Origin of the sequence: Kangsaoukella pontilimi (assembly GCF_009830125.1) — a bacterium.
Lineage (GTDB): Bacteria > Pseudomonadota > Alphaproteobacteria > Rhodobacterales > Rhodobacteraceae > Kangsaoukella > Kangsaoukella pontilimi.
Genome location: NZ_WUPT01000001.1, coordinates 525,276 through 541,258, shown reverse-complemented (window position 1 = coordinate 541,258; position 15,983 = coordinate 525,276). Strand labels below are relative to the sequence as shown.

The window sequence follows — 15,983 nt, the reverse complement described above, 5'->3', positions numbered from 1 at the left end:
CGGATGATCGGCCGCCAACTGGACGACAAGGTCAGCGTTTCATCTCAGATTACACCGGCAGACATTCCGGCGCTGGCCGAGGCGGGCATCCGCGCCGTCATTTGCAATCGGCCGGACATCGAGAACCCTCTGACCTTGTCAGCCGAGCGTCTTGCCGATGCCGCCGAGGCGGCGGGGATCGGCTTCACGAATGTGCCCCTTGCGCATGGGATGCTCACCCTCGACATCATTGCCGCCCACCGGGATGCAATCGACGCGGCGGACGGGCCGGTTCTGGCCTATTGCGCGTCCGGGACGCGGTCGGCCTATCTCTGGGCTTTCGCCATGGCGTCGGGTGACCGAATGAGCACCGAGGATATTCTGAGCGCACTGGACCGCGCGGGCTATCCTGCGCCGGGTCTCGGCCAGCAACTCGATCAGATTCGCGCAGGCTGATCCGCTTCGTTGCGTGACGGAAACTGTGGTGGCGACAGGGACGTTTCCGGCTGCGCGTCAGTCCAGGTCGGGAAGTTCCGGGAGCTCCGGCAGGTCGGGAAGATCCGGAAGGTCCGGCAGCTCGAATCCGTCGCCTGTACCCGGCAGATCAGGCAAGTCGGGCAGGTCCGGAAGTTCAGGCATGTCCCCGTTTCCCTCAATCTCTGGCAGGTCAGGCAAATCGGGCAACTCGGACATGCCCGGCAATTCGGGCAGGTCGGGCAACTCGCCTACTCCGCCTGACGGTTCGGGCAGTGCTGCCGAGGCCGCCGCCCCCCTGAAGGCAGCCGCTTCGACACCCCCAACCGCGCCCGCGGTCGCACTGCCGAACCCCGCCATCCGAACCGCCCACTGACCATGGACCTGCCCCAGCCTCGCCTTCGCGACACGGCGGCCATCGGTCTGGCGGAGCGTCACTTCGGACGCGTTCTCGGTCGCAAGCGGCAGAACCGCGTCCTTCTTCAGCTTCAGCACGGCTGACAACGGCAAGCGGATCTGATCCAGGTCGACCCGGAGATCGGCGCGCATATGGGCGTAGTGCGCGCGCAGCTCGTCGGCCAGCCCGCCACCTTCGCCGCTTTTCGAAGCCGCGCCCGCACCGTTGCTCACCGGCACGCAGACCGACAGAGCGCCGTTTTTCGCGCCCCCGGAAAACGCCATCTCAACCCTCAGGACATCGTAGTCGCCGGGGTCCAGCATCAGACCCACGGCGCGGATATCCAGAATGCGGCTTTCACGCTCAAGCGTGGTGAAGCGCGGGTTGCCCGTCCCCCCGCCAGCCGCCTGCGCGCGAGCGATATCCTCGAGCCAGCGGTCAGCCATGTCGCTGACGACAACGCCATCGGTGCGGGTGGGGCGCCGGTCCTTGGGCGGTGCGCTGGTGACGCGGCCGGTGGTCTGAACCTCGAGCAGGGTCGAGATCAGGCCGCTATCCACCACGACAAGACCCAACTCGCCGTCACCGCAATCCAGAACGAAGATCAGATCGCTATCGCTGAGCGCCGCGACGACCCCTTCTTCGGAGACCATGTTCCGCACCACCGAGCGAAGTTCGACCGTAAGCCCCAGAAGCTCGTCTGCCGAGCGAGGCATGTCGACCCTGAGCACCGCGTCCACGGCGGCGGATTCGCGCAAGGCGCGCGGGCGCGGCGGCGCCACGATACGTTGGAGCACATTGCTGTCTGCCGCGTCGGCCATGGTCCGGTCGCCCGTCTATTCAGGCCCGACACTGACCGAAACAGGTTACCAGACCGTTGTGACGCGCCTATTCCGCCGCGCGCGCCACCGCCTCTGGCAGGGTCACCCGGAAGGATGCACCACCCTGCCCCGGCAGATAGGCGATCGTCCCGCCGAGACGCGCCATGATCTCGCGGCAAATGGCAAGCCCCAGCCCCGCGCCCCCAGCGGCGCGATGGTCGCTCACGCGGCTGAACTTTTCGAAGATCATCTCGCGCGCCTCGCGCGGGATGCCACGCCCGTTGTCGGTAAAGTCAACAACCGTGCGCCCGGCCACCGTTTTGACCTCGATGGTCAGCGCGGGCGCATCCGCCTCGCAATATTTCTCGGCATTGGCGATCAGGTTGATGAAGACCTGCGCCAGACGGTCGCTGTCGGTATAGAGCGGCGCGTCTTCGTCGCCCGGCGTCCGGTGAATGACAATGCCGCCCGCCTTGTGCGGCCGCTCGGTCGCAGCGACGGCGCGGTCCAGAACGGCACGCACCGTGTCATGGCGCATGTTCAGCGTAACCTGACCGTTCTCCAGAACGCTCAGGTCCAGAAGATCGTCCAGAAGCCGGGTGAGACGGATGGCCTCGTCATGGATGATCGAGCTGTAGCGTTGCCGGTCCTCGGCACTCATCCGTTCGCCGCCCATCAGAATCTCGCTGAAGGACCGGATCGACGTCATCGGCGTTCTGAGTTCATGGCTGATCTGGCTGAGGAAGCCGTCCTTCTGCACCGAGAGCGCCATCAGCTTGTCATTGGCCTCTTTCAGCTGACGCGCGGTGCGTCCCAGTTCGACTGACTTCGCTTCAAGCTGGTTCGAGTATTCGAGGATCTGCTGCGCCTCGTCCGCCACTTTCATCAGGTCTTCGACGCTGACCGAGACGCCGCCGGTGATCTGGGCGATCATCGCGTGGGCCGTGGCCGCGCCGACAGAGCCCGCAAGTTCCCGTTCAAGCCGTTGCAGGAAGTCCGGTGTCACCTCGGGCAGATACCCCGCGTTGCCCTGAAGCCGCGCCTCGGCTTCGAACAGGGTCTGCGCCTCGGTGGGGCCGACGATGCGCTGCGCCATGATCAGCAAATCCTCGGCCTCGGCCGCGCCGCCCGTCCAGCCGGGGGCGGATTCCGAATAGCGAAAGACGTTGACGAAAGTGGCGCCTTCAATGCGCTCGATCGGCGTGGGGAAGCTGAGAAGCGAGAACAGCACGAAGGCGCCGCTGTTCAGCAGCATCGACCAGAAGACCGAATGGACGAGCGGGTCCATGCCTTCGATCCCGAAGAGTGCCGTGGGCCTGAGAAGGCCGATGCCGAAAGGCCCTTCGGAAAAGACACTTGCAGTCATGATCGCACTGTCGCCGAAACTCGGCAGGAACGAGGTCCAGCCCCAGACCGCAAATCCCACCAACAGCCCGACCGCCGCGCCGACGCGCGTGGCCCCGCGCCAGAAGATGCCGCCGAGAAGCGCCGGCAGGACCTGCGCCAGGCCGATAAAGGCGATCAGCCCCATGGAGGCGAGCGCAGTGCCGCCGCCCGACAGTCGGAAGTAAAGATACCCGAGCGCCAGCACACCCGCGATGGACAGCCGCCGCGCCAGGATCACCGTGTCGCGAACATCGCCGGATACCGTCGCACCGCCTTTCCGGGCATTCAGCCAGATCGGCATCACGATGTGGTTCGACACCATGGTGGACAGCGCGATGGCGGCGACGATCACCATGGAGGTGGCCGACGAGAACCCGCCGAGGAAGGCCAGCATCGACAGCGCGCTCTGATCGAAGGCAATGGGAAGGGTCAGGACGAACAGATCGGGGTTCGCATCCGCAGGCAGCGTCGCCAGACCGACGACGGCGATGGGCAGGACAAACAGGCTGATCATGAACAGGTAGAGCGGGAAGGCCCAGCTTGCCGTCGCAAGGTGACGCTCGTCCGAGTTCTCGACCACGATCACCTGAAACATGCGCGGCAGGCAGATAAAGGCAGCCGCCGACAGGAAGATCAGCGTGGCCCATCGGTCGGGCTGCAGGTCCCAGTCGGCGATCGGCGAGGCCTCGATCCGCTCCAGCACATCGACTGGTCCGTCAGCAACCGCGAAGACAACGAAAAGGCCGACGGCGATGAGAGCGGCCAGTTTGACGATGGCTTCAAGCGCGATGGCGGTAACGACGCCGTAGTGCCGCTCGTTCACGTCGAGGTTCCGTGTGCCGAACATGATGGTGAACACGACAAGGCCCACCGCGACCCAGAAGGCGATGGAACTCAGGCCGTCCGCGCCCTCACCCGCTGCGGCCGGGCTGAAGACCGCGAAGCTGAGCGTGACGGACTGCAATTGCAGCGCGATATAGGGGGTGGTGCCGACCACGGCGAGCACCGTGACGATAATGCCCAACAGGTTCGATTTCCCGTAGCGCGACGAGATCATGTCGGCGATCGAGGTGATGCGCTGCGTGCGCCCGATCCGAACCAGCCGCCTGAGAAGCGCCCACCAGCCGATCAGAACCAGCGTCGGTCCAAGATAGATGGTGACGTATTCCAGACCCGACCGCGTCGCGTTGCCGACCGCACCGTAGAAGGTCCATGCCGTGCAATAAATCGACAGAGACAGTGTATAGACCAGGGGCGAGCGCAACCAGCCGAGCCGCCCCCGTTCGGCGCGGGAATCCGCCCAGAACGCCACGGCAAAGAGAAGCGCCACGTAAAGAAGCGCGACGACGATGAGGGCGTTGAAACTGAGCACGCTCAGAACTCCCCGTCTTCACCGCCTTCAGGGTCGCCCGCCCCGCGGCGGTCATGTCCGAGCCTCGACGAGACCACTGCGACGATGACGATCAGGATCGCCCATGTCGCAAAGATGTAGACAAGGCCGCCGCTGGTGCGGGCCGTATCGGCCCAGAGGATCGGCAGAAGCAGCAGAACCGCTCCCAGAATGGGCAGCACCCGCGCCGCATCGCCAAGGCGGCGGCGGCGGTAGCTTTGGCGCGCCAGGAAGAGTGGCTCGGGCGGGCGGCTCACTCGGGCACCAGTTCGCGAACCGCGGCCAGAACCTCGCCATTCGAGAACGGCTTGGTCATGAAGCGGCTCGCGCCCAGCTTCTCGGCAAGGTCGCGGTCCTTCTTCTGGCCCCGCGCGGTCAGCATCAGGACCGGAAGGTTTTCGGTCGCCGCCGCCTGCCTCAGATCATTCAGGATGTCATAGCCGGAGCGGTTCGGCAGCATGACGTCGAGAATGACCAGATCGGGTTTGCGCGCCTCGACGGCCTCGATCGCGGTCGAGCCATCGGAATGGGTGTCCACGCGCCAGCCGGCACGGGACAGGATGAAGCGGATCGCCTCGATGATATTCGGTTCGTCTTCGATCAGCAGGACCCGTCCGCCCATCGCCGATCTCCTCCCTATGGTCAGCCGTTTACCGGTCTTTGACAGGACTATTGCCGAAGCCCGCCCCGCTGTCAAAACGCGTCATGCCCCCGCGCGGGCAAGACTGAGGATCGACGGCTCGCGCCGGGCCGGGCAATCGCCCCGCGCGCAGACCCGGCAGCTTGTCCCGATTTCGAGCGGCTCGCGCATCTCGTCGCCGGTATCTCCGACGCGCGGCACGATCAGCATCGTCGCCTCGACGACGCCGGGACGGTCGAAACCGGCGGGAAATCGGGTCGTGGCGAAGGCGTGAAGCGTGAACTGTCGCGTGTCCCGACCGGTCAGAACGACCTCGGTCCGGATCGGCTGGGACGGCCGCGCCAGCGCTTCGTAGAGCGGCCAGAGCGCGCAACCCGAACCGAAATGCGGCGGCTCGAAACCTTCGACGGGCTTCCGGAACGTCAGCGTGCCGGATGCGTCGCAGAGGACGAGACCCGGAGCCAGACCGCCCCGGAACGCGCTGTCCGGCATCTGCGCAAGGCGGCGCAGGATCAGATCGAACCCGACCTTGAACTGACCGGCCAGCGCAGCCGGATCGGTTCTGCCCAACTCGATCGCATCCAGTAGCGGCACCATGGGCACGCTCTCTGCGTCCGCGGCGTATCGGGTCAGGTAGGTGGCGGCCATGCTTCTGGCCGTCGCCGTAGCAAGCTCTGTCCCCGACGCGGCCAGCACCTCGGAGGGGTCCGCGCCCGCTTCGATCTCTCCGATGTTCCAGCCCTGCGCATCGAGCCATGCCTCCAGCTCCTCCTGCGGAAGGGTCGTTCTTCGTGCCGCGTCGCCGCCCGCATCGAGATAGCCGACGAGGGCTTCGGCAGATTGCGCAAGACGCTGACTGTCCTCGTAGAGGTTTCGCACGAAGCGCGCGTTCCATTCCGGCTCGATCTCCTCTCCCGAGGCGAGAATGCCGCTGGTCGAGCGGATGGCCGTCACGGTGGACAGCACGTCATGGAGCGAGGCCGACAGCATCGGGTCATGGGTCAGTCGGTCGTTCAGAACCTCGACCACCCGTTCCAGCGTTTCGCTCCTTCGTTGCTGCTCAACCGCCAGCCGCGCCCAGCCCGGAAAGGTACCGGCAAAATCCTCGGGCGGCTCCAGACCCTCGCCTGCTGGTGCATTGGCGGCCACCGCCTCAAGCCCGGAGGTCAGCGTCGCGCTCGCGCCTTCGCTCAGGACGACTGGGTCCACGTCGAGCGCGCGAGCGATCCGGTTGAGCAGCGCGCCGCCGATTCTGCGACGGTTGTGTTCGATCAGATTGAGATAGCTGGGCGAGATGTCGCAGTCGCGCGCCAGATCGGCCTGCCGGACGCCTCTGTCCAGCCTGAAACGGCGTATCCGTGACCCTGTGAGCGCGGCGCGTGGCATGGGTTTTTCCTTATGTTTCCAATGCGTTTCTGTGTGCGCAAGAAAATTACTTTACAAAGTATACCATGGAATTGTGCATTCGTTTACAGAAAAATGACGCCAAGTGAGGGGGTTGTTGAAAAGTTTTCACGTCTCGCGCGATAACATAGGCACCTTGTCAAAGGGTCCGGCCGCCAATGGAGGGGCGCCCGTGGTGCCTCAAACCACAAGCCGGATGTTCCATATGGGAGGACTACATGACCAAATCCAACTTCACACGTCGCGGAGTGATGAAGACGGGCGCGGCAGCCGGTGCGGCGCTCGCGACCCCGACCATCTTTACCGGGGCTGTCTGGGCCGGCGCGCATACCGGCTTCACCAACGCGCCGCAGGGCGACACGGTGACGCTCGGCTTCAACGTGCCGCAGACCGGTCCCTACGCGGACGAAGGCGCGGACGAACTGCGCGCCTATGAGCTGGCTGTCGAGCACCTGAACGGTGGCGGCGACGGCGGCATGATCAACACCTTCTCGTCGAAGACCCTCGACGGCACGGGCATCAACGGCAAGCGCGTCGAGTACGTCACCGGCGACACGCAGACCAAATCGGACGCCGCCCGCGCGTCGGCCCGCTCGATGATCGAGAAGGACGGCGCCATCATGATCACCGGCGGCTCGTCCTCGGGCGTGGCCGTGGCCGTGCAGGCGCTCTGCCAGGAAGCCGGCGTCATCTTCATGGCCGGTCTCACCCACTCGAACGACACCACGGGCAAGGACCGGAAGGCCAACGGCTTCCGTCACTTCTTCAACTCGTACATGTCGGGCGCCGCTCTCGCGCCGGTGCTGGCGAACGCCTATGGCACCGACCGCAAGGCCTATCACCTGACCGCCGACTACAACTGGGGCTACACCACCGAGGAAGCCATCACCCAGGCGACCGAGGCGATGGGCTGGGAGACGGTCAACGCCGTCAAGACCCCGCTCACCCAGACGGACTTCTCGTCCTACATCGCGCCGGTGCTTCAGACGGATGCGGACGTGCTCGTCCTCAACCACTACGGCGGCAACATGGTGAACTCGCTCACCAACGCCGTTCAGTTCGGCCTGCGCGACCGTATGGTCAACGGCAAGAACTTCGAAATCGTCGTTCCGCTCTACTCGCGCCTGATGGCGCGTGGCGCCGGCGCCAACGTCAAGGGCATCTTCGGCTCGACGAACTGGCACTGGTCGCTGCAGGACGAAGGTTCGCAGGCTTTTACCCGCTCGTTCGGCACCAAGTACGGCTTCCCGCCGAGCCAGGCAGCGCACACCTGCTACGTGCAGACGCTGCTCTATGCGGACGCCGTCAACCGCGCCGGGTCGTTCAACCCCTGTGCCGTGGCCGAAGCGCTCGAAGACTTCGAGTTCGACGGTCTTGGCAACGGTCCGACCCTTTATCGCGGTGCCGACCACCAGTGCTTCAAGGATGTTCTGGTCGTGCGCGGGAAAGAGAACCCGACCTCGGAATTCGACCTTCTCGAAGTCGTCGAGATCACGCCGGTCGATCAGGTCACCTATGCGCCGGATCACCCGCAGATGGGTGGCGCGGAAGCGACCCTGGGCGAGTGCAACCCGGGCGCTTAAGCCCGACCGACAAGACAGGGTGCGCCTTTCGGGGCGCGCCCACCCTCCGGGACCGCGAAAAATGGCCCCGGCACCCAGCCAGCCAAAAAACCTGTGAGGTGGGGACATGGACGCCATCATCCTTCAAACGCTGAACGGTCTGGACAAGGGGTCGGCCTATGCGCTGATCGCCCTCGGTCTGACCCTGATCTTCGGCACGCTCGGCGTAGTGAACTTTGCGCATGGCGCGCTGTTCATGATCGGCGCCTTCTGCGCCGTGACGCTTCAGCGCATTCTGAGCCTCAGCCACGAGGTCATCGACGAAAGCCGCAAGGACTTTCTGGGCAATCCGCTCAAGGTCGACATTCCCTACATGCATGAATGGCTGGGACCGGACCTGGGACAGGCGGTCATCAACTGGTCCGTGCCGCTGGCGATCCTGTTCTCGATCCCGATCATGATCGCGGTCGGCTACGCGATGGAGCGCGGCCTGATCAAGCATTTCTACAAGCGCCCCCATGCCGACCAGATCCTGGTGACCTTCGGCCTGGCCATCGTGCTTCAGGAAATCATCAAGTATTTCTTCGGCGCCAACCCGATCCCTACCCCGGCGCCGCCCGCCTTCAACGGCTCGTTCGACTTCGGCGTGCTGATCGGGGCCGATCCGTTCACGATCATGTACCCCTACTGGCGGCTCGTCTACTTCGCCTTCGCGATGATCCTGATCGCGGCCGTCTTTGCCTTCCTGCAGTTCACCACGTTCGGGATGGTGGTCCGGGCCGGCATGGCCGACCGCGAGACCGTGGGCCTCTTGGGCATCAACATCGACAAGCGCTTCACTGTTATGTTCGCCATCGCGGCATGCGTCGCGGGGCTTGCCGGGGTGATGTACACACCGATCAATTCGCCCAACTACCACATGGGAATGGACTTCCTTGTCCTCTCCTTCGTGGTGGTCGTTGTGGGCGGCATGGGGTCCCTGCCCGGCGCCGTCCTTGCGGGTTTCCTGCTGGGTATTCTCGAAAGCTTCGCCTCCATGGCCGAAGTCATCGACATCATCCCCGGCATCAACCAGATCATCATCTACCTTGTCGCCATCGTCATCCTGCTGACCCGGCCGCGCGGCCTGATGGGACGCAAAGGCGTGATGGAGGAATAAGCCATGACAGACCAGACACAGAACCCTTCCGTCGCCGCCAAGCCCGCACGGGCCACCAAGACGGCGGCCCCAAGCCGGGGTATCTTCGGGCTGAACGCCAAGGATACGACGCTTCTGATCATCGTCGCGATCCTGACAATGCTGGCGCCCTTCATCCTGAACCCCTTCCCCGAAGGCTCGGACTTGGCGCAGTTCAACGCCGGATATCCCGACCTGATGCAGCGCTTCGTGATCTTCGGCATCTTCGCCATCGGCTTCAATATCCTGTTCGGGCTGACCGGATACCTGTCCTTCGGCCACGCGGCCTTCCTGGGTGTGGGGTCCTATGCCGCGATCTGGATGATGAAGCTGCTCACGCTCAACGTGATCCCGGCGATCATCATGTCGATCGTCTTTGCAGGGCTCTTTGCGCTCTTCGTGGGCTTCATCTCGCTCCGGCGCTCGGGCATCTACTTCTCGATCCTGACGCTCGCCTTCGCGCAGATGTCTTATGCGCTCGCCTATTCGGTCCTGACGCCGATCACCGGCGGCGAGACGGGCCTGCAGCTCAAGTCCACCGACAGCCCGCTTCTGTCGAACCTCGCACCGGGAGAGATCGGGCGCGCCAACCTCTTTGGCATCGACATGCGGACAAGCTACGAGTTGGCGGTGGGCGACTGGCTCTTCACCTTCAACGCGGGCTACTACATCGCGGCTCTGGTCATGCTGATCGGCTTCTATGTCTCGATCCGCATCTTCCGCTCGCCCTTCGGCATGATGCTGCGCGCGGTCAAGTCGAACCAGCAGCGGATGAACTACACCGGCCTGAACTCCAAGCCCTACACACTGGCCGCTTTCGTCATCTCGGGCATGTATGCCGGTCTTGCCGGTGGCCTGATGGTCGCGATGGACACCCAGGTCGGACCGGAGCGCATGTTCTGGACCGCATCGGGCGAAGTCGTCCTGATGGCGATCCTCGGCGGCGTCGGCACGCTTATCGGGCCGGTTCTGGGTGCGGGTCTGATCAAGTACATGGAGAACATCATTTCCAAGATCAACTCGACCATCCTGCACGACTGGTTCGCCTTCCTGCCGGACGGTCTTGAGGACGCGGTTGTGTTCATCCTGTACCCCTTCATCGGCAAGGGCTGGCACCTGACCCTTGGCATCGTCTTCATGCTGGTCGTGATCTTCCTGCCCGGCGGCCTCGTCGAGGGCGGACAGCGCATTGCCCGCCTCTTCCGCCGGAAGAAGTCGGACGACGCAGCCAAGACCCCCGCGGAATAAGGAGAGACTCAGATGGGTATTCTTGAAGTCAAAGGCGTTGGAAAGCGCTTCGGGGGCCTCCAGGCACTGGGCAATGTGAACCTCTCGGTCGAGGAGAACACCGTCCACGCCATCATCGGACCCAACGGCGCGGGCAAGTCCACGCTTCTCAACTGCCTCGTCGGCAAGCTGATCCCCGACACCGGCTCGGTCATGTTCGACGGACAGTCCGTGCTGGGGCGCAAGCCGCACGAGATCAACCAGATGGGTATCAGCCGGGTGTTCCAGACGCCCGAGATCTTCGGTGACCTGACGGTCATGGAAAACATGCTGATCCCATGCTTTGCCAAACGCGACGGAGCGTTCCGGATGCACGCGTTCGAGCAAGTCTTTCATGAGAAGGAACTGATCGAGAAGGCCGAGCAGATGCTTGACGATGTCAATATGCTCGACAAGCGGAACATGCATTCGGCCTCGATGAGCCGGGGCGACAAGCGCCGTCTTGAGATGGCGATGTGCCTCGTGCAGGAACCCAAGCTACTGCTTCTCGACGAGCCGACGGCGGGCATGGCGCGGGCCGATACCAACAACACGATCGACCTGCTCAAGGAGATCAAGCAGAAGCGCGACATCACCATGTGCATCATCGAGCACGACATGCATGTCGTCTTCTCGCTGGCCGAGCGGATCACCGTGCTGGCGCAGGGCACCCCCCTCGTCGAGGACACTCCGGAAAACATCAAGGGCAACCCGAAGGTTCAGGAAGCCTATCTGGGCGAAAGCCAGCACTGAGGGGAATGACCGATGCTTGACGAAAAACCGTTCAACAAAAACGCCAACAACGCCGCGACGGCGCCGGCCTATCTCTCGGTCTGGAACATCGAGAGCTATTACGGCGAAAGCTACATCGTTCAGGATGTCAGCTTCAACGTCCACGAAGGCGAGATCCTCGCCCTTCTCGGCCGGAACGGCGCTGGCAAGACCACGACGCTGCGGACCATCGCGCGGATGGACAACCCGGAACTCCGCCACGGCGAGATCTGGCTGGACCACAAGCCGCTTCACAAGATGAAGAGCTACGAGGCCAGCCAGGCGGGTATCGCGCTTGTGCCCGAAGACCGGCGCATCATCCCCGGCCTTACGGTCGAGGAGAACCTGCAACTGGCGCAGATCGCCCCGCCGATCGGCTGGTCGCTGGAGCGGATCTACGAGCTCTTCCCGCGTCTCGGCGAGCGCCGCAAGCAGGACGGCGTGACGCTGTCGGGCGGCGAACAGCAGATGCTTGCCATCGCGCGGGCGCTGGCACGGGACATCAAGGTGCTTCTGCTGGATGAACCCTATGAGGGCCTTGCGCCGGTCATCGTGCAGGAAATCGCCAAGACGCTGAGCATCATCCGCGATCAGGGCATCACGACGATCATCGTCGAGCAGAACGCCGTTGCGGCGCTCAAGCTGGCGGATCGGGCCGTCATCCTCGATACCGGAAGCGTCGTCTATGACGACAGCGCGCAGAAGGTGCTGGAAGACGAAAAGCTGCGCGCGCAGTACCTCGCCATCTGATGATCCTCGGGGCCGCCCCTCACAGGACGGCCCGCCACAGAACAAGAACACGACGAAGACCAGGAGGGACCACCATGCTGGACCACCGTGACGGAATGTATTTTCCGACCGAAGACATCGTGCGGCACGCTCATGCGGACCGCGCCAAATACGACGCGATGTACAAGCAATCCATCGAAGACCCCGAGGGCTTCTGGGGTGAGCACGGCAAGCGCATCGACTGGATCAAGCCCTATACCAAGGTCAAGAACACTTCCTTCGCGCCCGGAAACATCGATATCCGCTGGTACGAGGACGGCACGCTGAACGTCGCCGCGAACTGCGTCGACCGCCACCTGGCCACGCGCGGCGACCAGACCGCGATCATCTGGGAGCCGGACGATCCGAACGCCGAGGCGCAGCATATCAGCTACAACCAGCTTGCCAGTCATGTGGGCAAATTCGCCAACGTGCTGAAGGATATGGGCGTGGAAAAGGGTGACCGCGTCGTCATCTACCTTCCCATGATCCCGCAGGCCGCCTTTGCGATGCTGGCCTGCGCGCGGATTGGCGCGATCCACTCCATCGTCTTCGCCGGTTTCTCGCCCGACGCTCTAGCCGCGCGGGTGAACCAGTGCGGCGCCAAGGTGGTCATCACCGCCGACGAGGCGCCCCGTGGCGGGCGGAACACGCCGCTCAAGACCAATGCGGACAAGGCGTTCGGCAAGGTCGAAGGCGACGTGAAGATGCTGGTAGTCAAGCGCACCGGCGGCGACGTGCCAATGGAAGCAGGCCGCGACCACTGGCTGCACGAGATGGAAGCCGGCGTGGAAGATGCCTGCCCGCCGGAAGAGATGGGCGCCGAAGATCCACTCTTCATCCTCTACACTTCCGGCTCGACCGGCCAGCCCAAGGGCGTTGTCCATACGTCGGGCGGCTACCTCGTCTACGCGTCGATGACCCATCAGTATGTCTTCGACTATCACGACGGGGATATCTTCTGGTGCACCGCCGACGTGGGCTGGGTCACTGGCCACAGCTATATCGTCTATGGCCCGCTCGCGAACGGCGCGACTACGATCATGTTCGAGGGCGTGCCCACCTACCCCGATGCCGGCCGCTTCTGGGAAGTGTGCGACAAACACAAGGTCAACCAATTCTACACCGCCCCCACCGCCATCCGTGCGCTGATGGGCAAAGGGCCGGAGTTCGTCGACAAGTACGACCTGTCGTCGCTCAAGGTGCTCGGTACCGTGGGCGAACCGATCAACCCCGAGGCATGGGACTGGTATCACAAGCATGTCGGTCACCAGAACGTGCCGATCGTCGACACTTGGTGGCAGACCGAGACGGGCGGCCACCTTCTGACTTCGCTGCCGGGCGCGATCCCGACCAAGCCGGGCTCCGCCACCCTACCCTTCTTCGGTGTGCAACCGGTTATCCTCGAGCCGCAGACCGGCGAAGAGATCACGACCACCGAAGCCGAGGGGGTGCTCTGCATAAAAGACAGCTGGCCCGCGCAGATGCGGACGGTCTGGGGCGACCACGAACGGTTCGAGAAGACGTATTTCGCCGACTACAAGAACTACTACTTCTCGGGGGACGGCTGCCGCCGCGACGCGGATGGCTATTACTGGATCACGGGCCGCGTGGACGACGTGATCAACGTCTCGGGCCACCGGATGGGCACCGCCGAGGTGGAAAGCGCGCTGGTTGCTCATGAGGCCGTGGCAGAGGCTGCCGTCGTCGGGTACCCGCACAAAATCAAGGGTCAGGGCATCTATGCCTATGTGACGCTGATGGGTGGCGTGGAGCCTTCGGACGAGCTGCGCAAGGAACTCGAGACCTGGGTGCGCTCGGAAATCGGCCCCATCGCCAAGCCGGACCTGCTGCAATTCGCACCCGGTCTGCCGAAAACCCGTTCGGGAAAGATCATGCGCCGCATCCTGCGCAAGATCGCCGAGAACGACTACGGCGCGCTTGGCGATACCTCTACGCTGGCCGAGCCCGAGGTCGTGGACGACCTGATCGAGAACCGCATGAACCGCGGCTGACCGCGGGCAGCCACCTGAAACGCGAAACGCCCCGGACATCGTCCGGGGCGTTTTGCTTTCACGATTGCGGATTACGCTCCGCAACACTCATAACGCTGTTTTATTTACGAAAAACAGATACCTCACGTGTCATTAACTATTCAGAAGCGGACTTTGTTCCGGGTGGAAAAAAATAATTTCTATTCGGGAACAGGTCAGCCTCCGCCGCATTTTGGTCTCGTAATGAGTCATCGGAGGACGCTATGACCTTTAAGAGCAAATTGTACGTAAGCGCCGCAATTCTTGCGGTCAGCACCGGCGCCGCTTTCGCCGAACAACATACCATGAATACCAACGCCGACGCCGAAGCGTCTGCGAGCACGCAGCAGAACTGGGCCGCGGGCTGGAACGAAGGCCTCGACCAGCAGTGGGGCGATGTCGCCGACCGCCGTATCGCCGACCTGATCGGCATGAACGTGATCAGTGAGGCCGGTGAAGATGTGGGTGAGATCGACAATTTCGTCATCCTCGACAGCAAACTTCAGGCCGTTGTCGGCGTGGGCGGTTTCCTTGGCCTTGGCGAGCATTCCGTCGCGGTTGACCTCGAAAACCTCGAATATGACGGCACGCAGATGATCGTGTCGATGACCGAGGAAGAGCTTCGCGCTCTTCCCGAGTGGACCGAAGAGCTCGAACAGACCCGCCTTGCCGAAGACGATACCTTCCGCACGCGAACCGGAACCGAAGGCCAGATGACTGCCGGCACCGAAATGGACGCCACGCAAACGGAAACGCCTACGGGTGAAGACGTTGCCCGCGCCGAAGAGATGAGCAACGAAGAAGGTGAAACCGAGACCGAACAGCTGGCCGAAGCGCGCCAGGGTGAGGTCGAACAGGAAGCCGAAGAACTGGCCGCCGAAGCGGAAATGACTGCTGAAGCTGCCGGCGACGAGCTGGCCGATGCCGCTCAGGCGACCGAGAACGCGGTTGAGAATGCCGCCGCCGAGACCGAGCAGATGGCCGAGAACGCTGCTGCGGCGACCGAGAATGCCGCTGAAGAAGCCGGTCAGGAACTGGCTGAGGCCGGCGAAGCGACCGAGAACGCTCTCGAGAACGCCGCAGCCGAGACCGAGCAGATGGCTGAGAACGCCGCTGCCGCGACCGAGAATGCCGCTGAAGAAGCCGGTCAGGAACTGGCTGAGGCCGGTGAAGCGACCGAGAACGCGGTTGAGGACGCCGCCGCCGAGACAGCTGCCGTTGCTGGCGCTGCTGCTGAAGGCGTCTCGGACTGGATGGAAAAGCTGGAAAACGAATTCGCTGACATCGCCGACATGCGCGTCAACGAGTTGGAAGGCATGCCCGTTCTGACCGCTTCCGGCGAAGAGATCGGCGAGATCGAAGACCTGGCCACGCAGAACGGCACGCTTGTCGCGCTCGTGGGCGTGGGTGGTTTCCTCGGCCTTGGCGAGCATGACGTCGCGCTGGAGATGAATCGTCTGGGTTGGAACGGCGAAGCGTTCGTTCTGGATGGCATGACCGAAGCCGACCTTGAAGCGATGCCCGAGTATGACCGCGACGCCGTCACCATCATCGACGATGATGTGACGCTGAGCGAACATGCCAGCATGTAATCTCGGCTGATCCAGCCGTAGAGAAGAAGGGCCATCCCCTAACGGGGGTGGCCTTTTTCATATCAACGCCTGCTCAAATCGCGCGGCGCCACCATTTGCGCCAAAGCGTCAGCGCATAACGGCGGTGGTTTGGCCCCCGAAGGGCCATTTTCAAAATATCTGCCATGACTCGACTCTTTTGCCTGCCTCGGCGCGGTGTGCCCCCACGCTCGGAATCCAAAAAGCCATGAGTCGGCCCTGTCGCGCAACATGACCGCGCGAATTGTCGGCAAAAGCCTGCCGGGCGATGGCAGACCTGCCACAGAAAAGGGCGCGAGGTTTCC

General features: G+C 63.4%; 13 protein-coding genes. 8 read left to right on the top strand and 5 right to left on the bottom strand.

The features are described 5' to 3' along the window. The first annotated feature begins 3 nt into the window (after positions 1-3). Positions 4-435, top strand: coding sequence for a TIGR01244 family sulfur transferase (locus GQ651_RS02785; protein ID WP_160762687.1), 432 nt, complete (start codon positions 4-6; stop codon positions 433-435). Positions 436-492: 57 nt separating this feature from the next. On the opposite strand, the gene GQ651_RS02780 is transcribed toward GQ651_RS02785, so the two are convergent. The 5 genes from GQ651_RS02780 to GQ651_RS02760 all read right to left on the bottom strand — a co-directional run bounded on the left by GQ651_RS02780 (position 493) and on the right by GQ651_RS02760 (position 6,473). Then, positions 493-1,671, bottom strand: a complete 1,179-nt coding sequence (locus GQ651_RS02780; protein ID WP_160762686.1) for a flagellar motor switch protein FliM — start codon at positions 1,669-1,671, stop codon at positions 493-495. A gap of 67 nt (positions 1,672-1,738) precedes the next feature. Beyond that, positions 1,739-4,429, bottom strand: a complete 2,691-nt coding sequence (locus tag GQ651_RS02775) for an ATP-binding protein (protein ID WP_160762685.1) — start codon at positions 4,427-4,429, stop codon at positions 1,739-1,741. Positions 4,430-4,431: 2 nt separating this feature from the next. After that, on the bottom strand, positions 4,432-4,704 hold the full coding sequence (locus GQ651_RS02770; protein ID WP_160762684.1) for a hypothetical protein: 273 nt from the start codon (positions 4,702-4,704) through the stop codon (positions 4,432-4,434). Continuing rightward, the gene (locus GQ651_RS02765) at positions 4,701-5,069 is read right to left on the bottom strand and encodes a response regulator transcription factor (protein WP_160762683.1); all 369 of its coding nucleotides are present in this window, start codon (positions 5,067-5,069) and stop codon (positions 4,701-4,703) included. Before GQ651_RS02765 ends, GQ651_RS02770 begins: the two co-directional genes overlap by 4 nt. A gap of 81 nt (positions 5,070-5,150) precedes the next feature. Further along, the gene (locus GQ651_RS02760) at positions 5,151-6,473 is read right to left on the bottom strand and encodes a helix-turn-helix transcriptional regulator (protein WP_160762682.1); all 1,323 of its coding nucleotides are present in this window, start codon (positions 6,471-6,473) and stop codon (positions 5,151-5,153) included. Positions 6,474-6,709: 236 nt separating this feature from the next. On the opposite strand from GQ651_RS02760, the gene GQ651_RS02755 reads away from it, so the two are divergent. The 7 genes from GQ651_RS02755 to GQ651_RS02725 all read left to right on the top strand — a co-directional run bounded on the left by GQ651_RS02755 (position 6,710) and on the right by GQ651_RS02725 (position 15,660). Further along, a complete protein-coding gene (locus GQ651_RS02755) occupies positions 6,710-8,074 on the top strand; it encodes a substrate-binding protein (RefSeq protein ID WP_160762681.1) in 1,365 nt (454 codons plus the stop codon). Positions 8,075-8,180: 106 nt separating this feature from the next. Next, complete coding sequence (locus GQ651_RS02750; protein WP_160762680.1) at positions 8,181-9,212, top strand: branched-chain amino acid ABC transporter permease; 1,032 nt, start codon at positions 8,181-8,183, stop codon at positions 9,210-9,212. Between the two features lie 81 nt (positions 9,213-9,293). Then, complete coding sequence (locus tag GQ651_RS02745; protein WP_160763921.1) at positions 9,294-10,478, top strand: branched-chain amino acid ABC transporter permease; 1,185 nt, start codon at positions 9,294-9,296, stop codon at positions 10,476-10,478. A 12-nt stretch (positions 10,479-10,490) separates the two neighbouring features. After that, positions 10,491-11,249: an ABC transporter ATP-binding protein gene (locus GQ651_RS02740; protein WP_160762679.1), complete on the top strand. Its 759-nt coding sequence runs from the start codon at positions 10,491-10,493 to the stop codon at positions 11,247-11,249. Between the two features lie 12 nt (positions 11,250-11,261). After that, positions 11,262-12,017 (top strand): ABC transporter ATP-binding protein, encoded by a 756-nt coding sequence (locus GQ651_RS02735; protein ID WP_160762678.1) that lies wholly within the window; start codon positions 11,262-11,264, stop codon positions 12,015-12,017. Positions 12,018-12,091: 74 nt separating this feature from the next. Continuing rightward, the gene (gene acs, locus GQ651_RS02730; RefSeq protein ID WP_160762677.1) at positions 12,092-14,050 is read left to right on the top strand and encodes an acetate--CoA ligase; all 1,959 of its coding nucleotides are present in this window, start codon (positions 12,092-12,094) and stop codon (positions 14,048-14,050) included. A 323-nt stretch (positions 14,051-14,373) separates the two neighbouring features. After that, positions 14,374-15,660, top strand: coding sequence for a PRC-barrel domain-containing protein (locus GQ651_RS02725; protein WP_160762676.1), 1,287 nt, complete (start codon positions 14,374-14,376; stop codon positions 15,658-15,660). Positions 15,661-15,983: the final 323 nt, after the last annotated feature.

Coding starts and splice junctions, on each gene's coding strand:
- GQ651_RS02785 (WP_160762687.1), top strand. CDS start 4: ATGATCGGCCGCCAACTGGACGACAAGGTCAGCGTTTCATCTCAGATT.
- GQ651_RS02780 (WP_160762686.1), bottom strand. CDS start 1,671: ATGGCCGACGCGGCAGACAGCAATGTGCTCCAACGTATCGTGGCGCCG.
- GQ651_RS02765 (WP_160762683.1), bottom strand. CDS start 5,069: ATGGGCGGACGGGTCCTGCTGATCGAAGACGAACCGAATATCATCGAG.
- GQ651_RS02760 (WP_160762682.1), bottom strand. CDS start 6,473: ATGCCACGCGCCGCGCTCACAGGGTCACGGATACGCCGTTTCAGGCTG.
- GQ651_RS02755 (WP_160762681.1), top strand. CDS start 6,710: ATGACCAAATCCAACTTCACACGTCGCGGAGTGATGAAGACGGGCGCG.
- GQ651_RS02750 (WP_160762680.1), top strand. CDS start 8,181: ATGGACGCCATCATCCTTCAAACGCTGAACGGTCTGGACAAGGGGTCG.
- GQ651_RS02740 (WP_160762679.1), top strand. CDS start 10,491: ATGGGTATTCTTGAAGTCAAAGGCGTTGGAAAGCGCTTCGGGGGCCTC.
- GQ651_RS02735 (WP_160762678.1), top strand. CDS start 11,262: ATGCTTGACGAAAAACCGTTCAACAAAAACGCCAACAACGCCGCGACG.
- acs (WP_160762677.1), top strand. CDS start 12,092: ATGCTGGACCACCGTGACGGAATGTATTTTCCGACCGAAGACATCGTG.
- GQ651_RS02725 (WP_160762676.1), top strand. CDS start 14,374: ATGAATACCAACGCCGACGCCGAAGCGTCTGCGAGCACGCAGCAGAAC.